Here is an 11,639-nt window from a genome sequence, read left to right as displayed (position 1 = left end):
TGCTTTTTGCTGCGGACTTCTCACTGAAACCGGTGTACTTCTGTGCTCGATAACTGGGTGGTCGCGCCCACCTGCCTGCCCCTCGTTCTCCACCGTTGCCACACGTGCGCGTCGGAGCGCTTCCGGACAAGCGGTAAATTCCGCGTCAACGCACACCACAAGGCCATCGACGCCTGGCTCCTCGCGCTCTGCACCGCCTGCGGGGACACCGCGAAGTTCACGGTCCTGGAGCGGATGAAGGTGCGCTCCGTACGACCCGAGCTGCTGGACCGGCTGCACGACAACGACCCTGGCCTGGCAGCCGAGCTGCTCCGGGATCCGGTCGTACGGCGCCGTAATCGCATCGCCCTCGACTGGGACGGCGCCTGGTCTCTCGACACCGGCGGCTCGGATCATCTGGGCCGCGAGGTCATCGACGTCTCGGTCCGCTTCGCGGCGCCGATCCCTGTCCGGCCGGTGCGGCTGATCGCCGAAGGGTGCGGTCTTTCACGGGCCGAGGTCGAGAGACTGATCACGGAGGGAAAACTCGTCTCGGCAGTCCGGCTGAGCGGCAGGCTCTCCGGCGACTTCACCTTCACGCTCAAGCGCTGAGCCCTCCTCGGGTGCGGGAACGATCGTTCGTCTGAGCCCCGCCTGGGGAACCGCCCTCCACGGGTCCGGCCCCGGCCGGCGACCACGCCGACCGGGGCCGTCTCGTACCGGGGGCCGGAAGCGAAGGCGGCCCTGCGAGAATCCCTGGATGGGCAAGACCGAGCCGTCCGGCGCCGCGCGCGCTCTCACCCGCGAGTCCGAGAGAGCCCGGCAGCTGCTCGCCGCTGGCGAGTGGCGGCTGTCCTCGGCGGACGCCCAGGCGGTGACGGCTGTCCGCACCCGTCTCCTCGCCCCGCTCCCGACCCGGCGGGCCGCGGCGGTACGGATCCGGGCGACGGACCGGGACAGACGGCTGCAACGCATCTTCAGGACCGCCGTCCACCACCTCGACGCCGGTGCTGTCAGCCCGCCCGCCGCCGCTCTGCTGGCCGCCGTAGCCCGTGCCCTGATGCCCTGGCACGGGGCTCCGAATCCACCCCGTGCGGCCGCGGCTCCGCAGTACGGCATCGCGCCGGAGCCGACGGAACGCGCGGCACCGCCGACCGAAGCGGGCGAGGCCCTGCTCCCCGACCTGGCCGCCCTGTTCACCGCCCTCGCCGCGACGAGTGCGCCCGGCGCCGTCCCGCTCACACCGCCGGTCGAGCCGTGGCAGGCCCGCTACCAGGGCAGGTTCCGTCGCTACACCAGACCCGCGCCGGGGGTATGGGCGGCCGAAACCGGGGGCTGCCCGGAGTGCGGGGGCAAGGACGGCCCGTGGACGGTGACCTGCGACTGGCGCCAGGCCACGTTGGGCTGCGCCTGTGGGGCGGTGAGTCGCGAGCACGGTCTCGCCTTCTCCGAGATCTGGCTCGTCCTGCCGGAGACCTGACTCCGACGGGTGTCGGCTGTCCACGGCGTAGAAGCCCTCACGCGGACGTGACCGGGGCCTCCGGCGGGGCGGGAAGCGTCCGTCCCAGGTGGGCGAGAGGGGACAGGGCCATCATAGGCCGGCACGCTCGCCCAGTTGGGAGGCCGTCTGGCCCAGCCAGAGCCGGCGGAAGTCGCCGTCCCGCCACAGGCTTGGCGGGCCGGAATCGAATGGAGCGGAGGAAGAGGACGGCACAGGGAGCCCCGGATGGTGATCAAGGCTGGGGCGGCCGGGCTCGGGCTGCTTCGGAGCGGCGCTACCCGTGGAGCCAGATCCGCAGGGGACCGACCGGCTCGAAGCCGTGGCGTACGGCGGCCTCCAGGCCGGCACCGTGCTCGTAGCCGACCACCGGCAAGCCCGGGAACAGCCGGTGTACCGCTTCCAGTACGCCCGGCCAGGCCGCGTGAGGTCCGCCGTCCGAGGCGAAGACGTTGGAGATGCCGACCACTTGGTCGCTGCGGCTCGCCACCGCTCCGGCGACCACCCGACCGCCCGCGTCCCGCCCACAGAGCACGGAGGTGGCCGGGTCGTCGAGCAGTTCGGGGCGGAAGAGGTCGGCGTCACCGTCACCGTCGTCCCAGGCGAGTGCCCAGGCACGCAAGGTGTCCGGCGCGTCGGCCACGCCCCACGCGAGATCGGATGCGGCGGCGGGCGCACTCGCCGCGCGATGGATCCACTGCGCCTCGAACAGGACCTGGAAGCCGGCCGCGGTCAGGTCGAGGTCGGCGAAACTGTCCTTGACGGAGGCGCCCGGCGCGGTGGTGTCGATGCGCGCCGCCAGCACGGCCGGGCCGGCACCCGGCGCCAGCGTCACCGCGTCGGGGTAGTACCGCGGCGTCCGGGCGGGGGCCGCCCAAGCCTCCGGTCCGAACTCGCTCACCAGGCCGTGCGCTCGGCTCATCGCCGCGCACCACTCGGCGTTGTTACGGGCGGCGGCCCGGACCATGAACTGCTTCGACGTCGTCACGAGCGGATCATGGTCCGTTTCCGGGGGGTGTGTCGAACGGTTTCCCGGGTTCACACGCGGCGCCCATCGTGCGCCGGTGGCGACGCCACGCGGTGAGCGCTGCCATCGGCGTCCACGTAAGCGAACTCCCGCAGGCCGCAGGGGGTGTCCATCGGCTCGACGAAGCGACCCTCGACGCCGGATCCCGTCCACTCCGCATCTGCTGGCCGCCGAGCAGCTCGGAGCCGAGCCGGGTCAGTGCCTGGTCATCGAGGACACGCCGCCCGGAGTACGGTCCGGACCAGGCGCCGGGATGACGGTGTGGGGTGTGAACGCCACGGTCGCAGTGGAGGGTCAGTGCCGTGCGCTTCACTGAACTACCGGGAACGCGGCTGACCGGGGCTCGCCGCCGACGGAATCGGCAGCCTGGTGGGCCGGTGCCGCCGTCCCGTGCCGGGCGTCCTCACTCGTGTGGGTGCACCCGGTCCCGCCGTCCGTGGCAACCGCGGTGGCCGGTCGTTCGGCAGCAGTGTGATGTTTGCCATGTGACGTGATGGACCGGGCGTGAACGGGCAACGTTCCCCTTCATGCCCCACGCGAACCCCCAGCGGCAGGTGATGTGATGACCACGGCGACGCCCCGGGCGCTCCGGACGCCGCCCGCCCGGACCGGCGCGGCCGGCGCCGGGCCTCCCGCACCGGCCGCCCCGGCCTCCCTGCCGTCGCTCACCGGGCTGCGCTGGATGGCGGCGCTGCTGGTGTTCGGCCTGCACGTGAACAACTTCGGCTACTTCGGCGGCACCGGTGGCCGCCTCGTGAACTGGGCCTTCGGCGCCGGCGCCACCGGAGTGTCGTTCTTCTTCGTGCTGTCCGGATTCGTGCTGACCTGGTCGGCGCGGCCCCGCGACCGCGCGCTCGCCTTCTGGCGGCGGCGCATCGCGCGGATCTACCCGGTGCACCTGGCCACCCTCGCCGTCGCGCTCGTCATGGCGTACACGCTGGCCCACCAGCCCCGGCCGACGGTGAAGCAGGCGCTGGCGAACGTGCTGCTGCTGCACTCCTGGTGGCAGCCGTGGTGGCAGACCCTCAACCCCGTGAGCTGGTCCCTGGCGTGCGAGGCGTTCTTCTACGCCGCCTTCCCGCTGCTGTTCCTGCTGCTGCGCCGGCTCGGGGTGCGCGGTGCGATCGCGCTGGGCGGGCTGTCCGTGGCGGCGGTCCTGGTGCTGGCCTGGTCGGACGCCCACCACTGGTGGACCCACCCGATCTACTCGTTCCCCGCCGCGCGGCTGCCCGAGTTCGTGCTCGGCGCGGTCACCGCGCGGCTGGTGCTGCTCGGCCGCTGGCGCGGACCCGGTCTGGAGGCCTCGCTCGCCCTGGCCGTCATCGGCTACTTCATGGTGCCGCAGGTCACGCCCGGCTACTCCGCCACCGTGTGCACCCTGGCCGGCTTCACCCTGCTCATCCCCGCGGCGGCGGTCGCCGACCTGCAAGGGCTGCCGTCCCTGTGGCGGCGCCGGCGGCTGGTGCGGCTCGGGGAGCTGTCGTTCGCCTTCTACATGATCCACCTGCTGGTGCTGCGCGCCGCGACGGAGGTGCTGGGCAAGAAGCCGCATTTCGGCGCCCCGGCGGGGCTGGCGGTCACCGCGGCCGCGTTCGGTGTCTCGCTCGGCCTGTCCTGGCTGCTGTACGAGGCCGTGGAGTGCCCGGCACGGCGCCTGCTGCTGCGCCGCCGCCGGCCGGCCCCGCGGCCGGACCTGGTGCCGGCCCGCCGGGAGGCCCCGGCACCGGCGCGCGACTGAGCATCACCGGCACGGCGAGCGCGGCGCCCCGTCGCCACCCCGCGCGGCGGTTCCCGGCCGGTCGCACGCGCGGGTGACGTCCGCAACAGTCAGGAGAGTCCCGCGCCATTCGGGGTAGGCGGCTCCCGACACCGGCCCGGCGGCGCCCGCCGACGGGCCGGCACCAGTCGAACGCACCGAAGGAGCCGAGTCGACGTGCGCGGGAAGCGGAGCAGCGGGGTCGTACGACCCACGCTCGCGCATGCCGTGCGCCTCCGTCACCGCGGCCTGCCGGCCCGGGACGGCACCCGGCGCCCCGGCCGCCCGGCCACCGGCGCGACCACACCCCCAGCCGCCCGTCCGCCCGCCCGGTACGCCGCCCGCCGTTCCGGACAAAGGGCCTGTGACCTGGGGGAATTTCGTGTGAGCGCGGTTCCGGGAGCGGGTTTGGCCGTGCCGGACACCGAGAGCTACGGTGGGCGGTCGGCAATGATCGGCGTCGGGAGCCGGCGGACCGGCAGACCTGGCCGTGCGAGAGGAGAGGATGAGCGTGCCCGAGCAGGACGCGGTCGAATCGGCACCACAGGTGGTGAGTTCCTTCCTGGAACAGCGCAAGGAACAGATCGCCCAGCGCTGGGCCGACGCCCCCCTGTTCCGGTCGGTCTTCACCGTCTCCCGAGACGAGGCGGTCGAGGCGTGCAAGGCCGTGCTGGAGGCGCTGTCCGAGGTGGCCGTCAGCGGACGGCTGGAGGACATCGGGGCGCCCGGCTTCGCGCCGGTGCGTGACCAGTTGGGGCGGATGACCCAGACCCGCGCCCGCGCCGGATCCACCCCGGCCCAGATCGCCGACGAGGTGGGCGGACTGCGCGACTCCGCGGTCGAGTTGCTGCGCGGGGAGTTCCTCGACCCCGCCGCCCCGCAGGCCCAGGAGTCCGTGCTGGCGCTGACCCTGCTGTTGTGCACCCTGCGCCTCGTGGTGATGGAGACGGCGCTGGACGCGAACGCGGAGCTGATCGAGCGGCAGCGGCAGCAGCTGCTCGAAGTGGCCACCCCGGTGATCAAGCTGTGGGAGGGCACGGTCGCCGTACCGCTGATCGGGACGCTGGACAGCGCGCGCAGCCAGGTCGTGATGGAGTCGCTGCTGGAGGCCATCGTCGACCAGCGGGCGCGGTACGCCATCCTGGACATCACCGGTGTGCCGACGGTCGACTCGCTCGTCGCGCAGCACCTGATGAAGACGGTGGCCGCGGCCCGCCTGATGGGTGCCGAGTGCATCGTCTCCGGGATCCGCCCGGCCATCGCGCAGACCATCGTGCAGCTCGGCATCGACCTGGGCACCGTGCTCACCCGTGCCTCGCTGTCCGACGCGCTGGCCTACGCGCTGGGCAAGCAGGGCATCGAGGTCTCCCGTTCGGACGCGGGTGCGAGCGCCCGGTGAACCAGCCCACTCCCGGTCAGCCCGCCCAGGTCCCGGTGCTCGCCCTGGGTGACGTCCTGCTGGTCTCTTTGCAGGGCGAGCTGCACGACGGCATGGCCGAACAGTTGCAGCACGACATCACCAGCCGTATCGCCACCAGCCGGGTGACCGGTGTGGTGCTCGACATCTCGGGCGTGGACATCGTCGACTCCTTCCTCGGCCGGGTGCTCGCGGAGATCGCCTCCACGGCCAGCCTGCTGGCGGCCCGTACGGTCCTGGCCGGAATGCGGCCCGCCGTGGCGATCACCCTGGTCGAACTGGGGCTCACCCTGCCCGGTCTGGTCACCGCCCTGGACGTCGACCGTGCCATGGAACTGCTCACCCAGAGGGGGAGCTGATGCAGCCGTCCGGCCAGGCGACCGCGACGAGCCTGCCCATCGGCTCGGACGCGGATCTGGCCTGGGTCCGGCAGCACGTGCGGCAGTGCGCGGCGCAGCTCGGTTTCGGCCTGGTGCAGCAGACCAAGCTGGTCACGGCGGCGAGCGAGCTGGCCCGCAACACGCTGGTGCACGGCGGCGGCGGGCGGGCGGAGATCACCCCGCTGGACAACGGCCGTACCAGGGGCCTGCGGATGTGTTTCATCGACGACGGTCCGGGCATCCGCGACCTGGAGCTGGCCATGACCGACGGATACACCTCCGGCGGCGGCCTCGGACTCGGGCTGAGCGGAGCGAAACGGCTGGTGCACGAGTTCAGCGTCGACACCGAGCCCGGCCGGGGCACGACCGTCACGGCCGTCGCCTGGGTCGCCCAGGTTCCCTCCTCCCGTCCGGGGGTGGGATGAGCCGGGTGTGGGAGGTCCCGGTGCACGACTCCACGCGGGTCCGGGACGCCCGGATCGCGGCCCGTGAGGCGTGCGTACAGGCGGGCCTGGCCCCCGTGCGCACGGCGGACGCGGAGCTGGTCGCCACCGAGCTGGCCACCAATCTGCTCAAGCACGCCGGCGGGGGCCTCATGGTGGTGAACCTCGTGGTGCCGCCGACCGGTGGGGCGGGCACGTCGGTGCAGCTCTGCTCGCTCGACCACGGGCCGGGCATCACCGACGTCGGCGCCGCGCTGCGGGACGGCTGGTCCACCGCCGCCGGCTCGCTCGGCGCGGGCCTGGGCAGCTGCCTGCGCAGCGCCAACTCCTTCCATCTGTACAGCCTGCCGGGCCGCGGGACGGTGGCGACGGCCCGGATAGACCGCGAGCCAGGCCGGCGCGGGGGGTCCGCGGCGCCGGTGCCCGCGGGCGGGATCACGGTCGCCCTCGCGCAGGCCGAACAGTGCGGTGACGCCTGGACCTGGGCGCGCTCGGGGAGTCTGCTGACGGTGCTGCTCGCGGACGGTCTCGGGCACGGCGCGAAGGCCGCGCACGCCTCCGGCGCCGCGGTGGAGGAGCTGCGCCGCGCCGCGCATCTGCCGCCGGGGGAGCTGCTGCGCCGGCTGCACGGGGTGCTGCGGCCCACCCGGGGCGCTGCGGTCACGGTGGCCCAGGTGGACGAGGAGCGGGCGGAACTGAGTTTCGCCGGGGTCGGCAACGTCGGCGCCCGGATGCGCACCGGGGACTCCTGGACGTCCCTCGTCTCCCACCCGGGGATCGTCGGGGCGTACTTCCCGGCGCACGTCCCGGTGCGCCGGGTGCCGTGGCGCGGGGACAGTCTGCTGGTGCTGCACAGCGACGGACTGCCCAGCCGCTGGAGGCCTCCGGAGGACCCCCTGCTGCTCGCCCACGACCCGTCGGTGGTGGCCGCGGCCATCCTGCGGGACGCCGGCAGCCCCGCCCGCCCCGTACGCGACGACACCAGCGTGGCCGTACTGGCCCCCGACCGCCGGACCAGCGCCCATGACAGCCGCCTCTGAGAACTGGACCATCGCCTCCGCCGCCGACGCGGCCCGTGCCCGTGCCGTGCTGGCCCGGCTCCTCGCGGACGCCGGAGTGTCCGCTCTCGACCGTGTCCGCTTCCTCGCCGCGCTCGGTGCCCGGCTGCGCAGTGGCCTCGCCACGGGCGGCACGGATTTGACCGTGACCGCCGGCGCGGGCGGCGAGCTGCGGGTCGCCCTGGGCGGCCCGGAGCCCTGGCAGCACACCCTCGTCTGCCCCGCACCGGTGGCCGGTCCGCCGCCCGGCCTGGACGACGCCCCGCTCGCCGAGGCGCTGCTGGACGCCGACGCGGACGCCGACGCCCTGCTGGCACGCCTGACCGAGACGGAGGAGCTTCTCGGGTTCCACCGGGAGGAGTTGCACCAGACCAACCAGGGTGTGCTGGCGCTGCACGCCGAGCTGGAGGCGGCGGCGCTGGCGCAGCGCGAACTCCTCGACGCCGAGCGGGCGGCGCGCGCGGAGGCGGAGAACGCCCGCCGTCTGCTGACCTTCCTGGCCAACGCGAGCGCGGTCCTGCACGCCTCCCTGGAGCACGAGGACATCCTGCGCCGGCTGCCCGAGCTGCTGGTCCCGGAGTACGCGCGGCACGTCGACATCTGGCTCGTGGACGACGAGCGGACCCCGCCGGGCGAGCGGGCGGCGGCCACGGTGACGGCCGCCCGTACCGGCCGCCCGCAGCACGCGGGCCCGCACCCCGGTGAACTGCCGGGCGTGGACGACCTGCCGGCGTCGGCGCTGTGCCCGGACCGGCCGCTGCTGTGTCTGCCGCTGGGCGCGCGTACCGTGCAGGGCGTGCTCACGCTGGCCGCGCCCGGCGACCGTTTCGACCCGGACACCACCGTGATGCTGCTGGAGCTGGCCCGGCGGGCGGGCATCGCCCTGGACAACGCCCGCCGGTACGAGCAGCACCGGGACGTCGCCGAGGCCCTGCAGCGGGCGCAGCTCACCGACCTGCCCGCCACCCGGGGTCTCGACCTGGCCGCCCGCTATCTGCCGGCGACGCACGGTCTGAACATCGGCGGCGACTGGTACGACGCCTTCCCGCAGCCGGACGGCAGTGTGCTGGCGGTGATAGGGGACGTCACCGGGCACGGGCTGCGCGCGGCGGTCATCATGGGACAGCTGCGCACCGCGCTGCGCGCCTACGCCGTCGAGGGCAACGGCCCGGCGCGGATCCTCACCCTGCTGCACCGGATGCTCCGCCACCAGCAGCCGGAACTGTACGCGACCTGTGCGATCGCCCGGTTCACGCCCGGGGAGCCCGGGGTGGTGTGGGCCGCGGCCGGGCATCCGCCGGCCGTCGCGCGCGGTCCGCGGGGCGAGGTGCGGGTGCTGGAGGCCAAACCGGGGATCATGCTCGGGGTTCCGGTGCCGTACACGTACGAGGAGCACACCCTGGAGTTGCCGGCGGGGTCCACGCTCGCGCTGTACACGGACGGTCTGGTGGAGCGCCGGGCCGCCGGGATCGACGCGGGCATCGACCGGCTGGCCCAGGCGATGGGGGCGCTCGGCGGGGCGGATCTGGTGGATCTGGACGCGGCGGCCGACGCGCTGCTCAAGCCGATGCTGCACGACTCCGAACACGACGACGACATCTGTCTGTTGCTGTGCCGCACCACACAGGAGTGACCAGCCGTGCGCCGGCCCCGTGACGGGGCCGGCGCTGCGCCGTCCGGGCGGTGCCCCCGCCCCGGCCCCCCGGGTCAGGCGGCGGACGGGAAGCGTTCCCAGACCCGGTGGGCGGCCAGCAGTCCGGTGAGCTGCTGGAGCACCGCTGTGGCGGTGTCGCCGTCGACCACGCCGGGCGCGTCGAGCGGGATGCCGACCGCCTCCAGCGCGACCTCCCCGCCCTTGGCGGCACCGATGGCCTTCCCGTGCCGGTACGCCTCCGCCAGCAGCAGCCCCACCCGCGGGTCGGGCGTGGCCTCCCGCAGGCTCGGCTGGCCCGCCTTGGCGTCCCGGGCGCCGTAGGCGTCGGCCCCCACCCCCGGGGTGCCGGCGACCAGCAGCGCGTCGAACTCCACGGACCGCGCGGTGGCATAGGTCCGCTGGACGGTCAGGGCGTCCGTGCCGTCGCCGAGGGTGCCGCCCGCCGGTGCGACGATCAGCGGGACCATGCCGCTGTCCAGGACCTCCTGGCGTACGGTCCGCACGCCGTCGAGGTCGCCGTCGGGGCCGGTGATGATGCCGATGATCCGGCCGTCCGTGGGCCAGGTGTGCCCGATCTGGGAGAGCGCGGGGCTGGGCTCGACGTCGGCCAGGGGCACCGTGGGCTCGGGCGCGGGCAGGCCGAGACCGGCGGCGACGCCCGCGCACAGCTCCGGGTCGATGTTGGCGAGCACCTGCAACGCCCGTTCCCGGATGGCCTGTTCGTAGCACTTGCCGAGTTCGAAGGTGTAGGCGCCGATGATGTGCTCGCGCTCGGGCGGGCTCATGCTGAGCCAGAACCGGCGCGGCTGGCTGAAGTGGTCGTCGAACGTCTCGGGCGCCTCGCGCACCTTGGTCGCCTCGGGGACCCGGACGGGCGTCTCGACGTACGCGTCGTCGAGGGCCGCGCCCGGGGTGAACGGGCAGCCCCCGTCGAGGGAGTTGGGGCGGTAGGGGGCCGCGCCCCGGTGCACGGCGGTCTGGTGCATGCCGTCGCGCAGCATGTCGTTGACGGGTGCGTGCGGCCGGTTGATGGGCAGCTGCGGGAAGTTGGGGCCGCCCAGCCGGGTGATCTGGGTGTCCAGGTAGGAGAAGAGCCGGCCGGCGAGCAGCGGGTCGTCGGTGATGTCGATGCCGGGGACGAGGTGGCCTACGTGGAAGGCGACCTGCTCGGTCTCGGCGAAGAAGTTCGACGGGTTGCGGTTGAGGGTGAGCAGCCCGATCGGCTGCACGGGGGCCAGTTCCTCGGGGACGATGTTCGTCGGGTCCAGCAGGTCGATGCCCTCGAAGGTCTGGTCGGGGGTGTCGGGGAAGGTCTGGATGCCGAACTCCCACTCGGGGTAGGCGCCCGCCTCGATGGCGTCGGCGAGGTCCCGGCGGTGGAAGTCGGGGTCGACGCCGTTGATGATCTGCGCCTCCTCCCACACCAGCGAGTGCACGCCCAGCTTGGGCTTCCAGTGGAACTTCACCAGGGTCGTCCGGCCCTCGGCGTTGACCAGGCGGAAGGTGTGGACGCCGAAGCCCTCCATGGTGCGGTACGAGCGCGGGATGCCCCGGTCGGACATGTTCCACAGGGTGTGGTGGGTGGCCTCGGTGTGCAGGGTGACGAAGTCCCAGAAGGTGTCGTGGGCGCTCTGCGCCTGCGGGATCTCCCGGTCCGGGTGCGGCTTGCCGGCGTGGATGACGTCCGGGAACTTGATGGCGTCCTGGATGAAGAAGACGGGGATGTTGTTGCCGACCAGGTCGAAGACGCCCTCGCTGGTGTAGAACTTCGTCGCGAAGCCCCGGGTGTCGCGGACGGTGTCGGAGGAGCCCCGGGAGCCGAGCACGGTGGAGAAGCGCACGAACACCGGTGTCTCGACGTCCTCGGCGAGGAAGGCCGCCTTGGTGACGTCGGCCGCGGTGCCGTAGCTGCGGAACACGCCGTGCGCCCCGGCGCCGCGGGCGTGGACCACGCGCTCGGGGATGCGCTCGTGGTCGAAGTGCATGACCTTCTCCCGCAGGTGGTGGTCCTGCAGGAGCACCGGTCCGCGGGGGCCGGCCTTGAGGGAGTGGTCGGTGTCGTACAGCCGGGTGCCCTGGGCGTTGGTCAGATGGCTGCCGCTCTGGGCCATCCGCGCCTGGTCGGCACCGGTCGGCTGCCCGGTGGGCGAGACGGTGTCCGGGCCGCTCTGGTCGGGCTTGGGGGGAAGCGGCTCACGGGGTTCGGTGGGTTCGGCGACCGGCGGCGACTGAGGTCCCGGCTTGCCGGGGATGCCGTCCTCCGGGCCCGCGGGTCCACCGTGGAGGGCGTCCGCCACCTTGTCCGCCGCTCGCTTCAGGGGGTTCGTCTCGCTCATCAGTACCTATTCCTTCGCAGGGTCACGGGGGCGGGCCCGGCATGGCGGGATGGGGGTGTCCGATGCGCGGTGGCCACGCCGGGGCATGCGG

At 73.6% G+C, this 11,639-nt stretch carries 10 protein-coding genes and 1 pseudogene; 9 read left to right on the top strand and 2 right to left on the bottom strand.

Annotated features, from left to right (window positions below):
• Window positions 1-42 precede the first annotated feature (42 nt).
• Together ACIP4Y_RS21745 and ACIP4Y_RS21740 are read left to right on the top strand one after the other, a co-directional pair.
• A complete protein-coding gene (locus tag ACIP4Y_RS21745) occupies window positions 43-591 on the top strand; it encodes a DUF1062 domain-containing protein (protein ID WP_401395859.1) in 549 nt (182 codons plus the stop codon).
• Window positions 592-739: 148 nt separating this feature from the next.
• The gene (locus ACIP4Y_RS21740) at window positions 740-1,459 is read left to right on the top strand and encodes a hypothetical protein (RefSeq protein ID WP_401395857.1); all 720 of its coding nucleotides are present in this window, start codon (window positions 740-742) and stop codon (window positions 1,457-1,459) included.
• Window positions 1,460-1,754: 295 nt separating this feature from the next.
• On the opposite strand, the gene ACIP4Y_RS21735 is transcribed toward ACIP4Y_RS21740, so the two are convergent.
• Entirely contained in the window at window positions 1,755-2,465 is a 711-nt protein-coding gene (locus ACIP4Y_RS21735; protein ID WP_401395854.1) for a hypothetical protein, read from the bottom strand.
• A gap of 193 nt (window positions 2,466-2,658) precedes the next feature.
• Between ACIP4Y_RS21735 and ACIP4Y_RS21730 the strand changes: the two are divergent.
• The 7 genes and pseudogenes from ACIP4Y_RS21730 to ACIP4Y_RS21700 form a co-directional block, all read left to right on the top strand.
• Window positions 2,659-2,799 (top strand): annotated as a pseudogene (locus tag ACIP4Y_RS21730) (HAD-IA family hydrolase); the annotation flags it as partial.
• Window positions 2,800-3,066: 267 nt separating this feature from the next.
• On the top strand, window positions 3,067-4,242 hold the full coding sequence (locus tag ACIP4Y_RS21725; protein WP_401395851.1) for an acyltransferase family protein: 1,176 nt from the start codon (window positions 3,067-3,069) through the stop codon (window positions 4,240-4,242).
• A 523-nt stretch (window positions 4,243-4,765) separates the two neighbouring features.
• Window positions 4,766-5,659, top strand: a complete 894-nt coding sequence (locus ACIP4Y_RS21720) for an STAS domain-containing protein (RefSeq protein ID WP_401395848.1) — start codon at window positions 4,766-4,768, stop codon at window positions 5,657-5,659.
• On the top strand, window positions 5,656-6,036 hold the full coding sequence (locus tag ACIP4Y_RS21715) for an STAS domain-containing protein (RefSeq protein ID WP_358648316.1): 381 nt from the start codon (window positions 5,656-5,658) through the stop codon (window positions 6,034-6,036). The genes ACIP4Y_RS21720 and ACIP4Y_RS21715 overlap by 4 nt, the downstream gene beginning before the upstream one ends.
• Complete coding sequence (locus ACIP4Y_RS21710; RefSeq protein ID WP_358648315.1) at window positions 6,036-6,482, top strand: anti-sigma regulatory factor; 447 nt, start codon at window positions 6,036-6,038, stop codon at window positions 6,480-6,482. Before ACIP4Y_RS21715 ends, ACIP4Y_RS21710 begins: the two co-directional genes overlap by 1 nt.
• Window positions 6,483-6,487: 5 nt before the next feature.
• On the top strand, window positions 6,488-7,540 hold the full coding sequence (locus ACIP4Y_RS21705) for a SpoIIE family protein phosphatase (RefSeq protein WP_401396155.1): 1,053 nt from the start codon (window positions 6,488-6,490) through the stop codon (window positions 7,538-7,540).
• A complete protein-coding gene (locus ACIP4Y_RS21700; RefSeq protein WP_401395844.1) occupies window positions 7,524-9,191 on the top strand; it encodes a PP2C family protein-serine/threonine phosphatase in 1,668 nt (555 codons plus the stop codon). Before ACIP4Y_RS21705 ends, ACIP4Y_RS21700 begins: the two co-directional genes overlap by 17 nt.
• A 74-nt stretch (window positions 9,192-9,265) precedes the next feature.
• Here the strand turns inward: ACIP4Y_RS21700 and ACIP4Y_RS21695 are convergent, their stop codons facing one another.
• On the bottom strand, window positions 9,266-11,548 hold the full coding sequence (locus ACIP4Y_RS21695; RefSeq protein WP_401395841.1) for a catalase: 2,283 nt from the start codon (window positions 11,546-11,548) through the stop codon (window positions 9,266-9,268).
• Window positions 11,549-11,639 lie beyond the last annotated feature (91 nt).

The sequence above is a fragment of the Streptomyces sp. NPDC088810 genome, assembly GCF_044750305.1.
Classification (GTDB): Bacteria; Actinomycetota; Actinomycetes; order Streptomycetales; family Streptomycetaceae; genus Streptomyces.
Note: the sequence above shows the minus strand (reverse complement) of the source record. Positions and strands in the feature narration are given on the sequence as shown.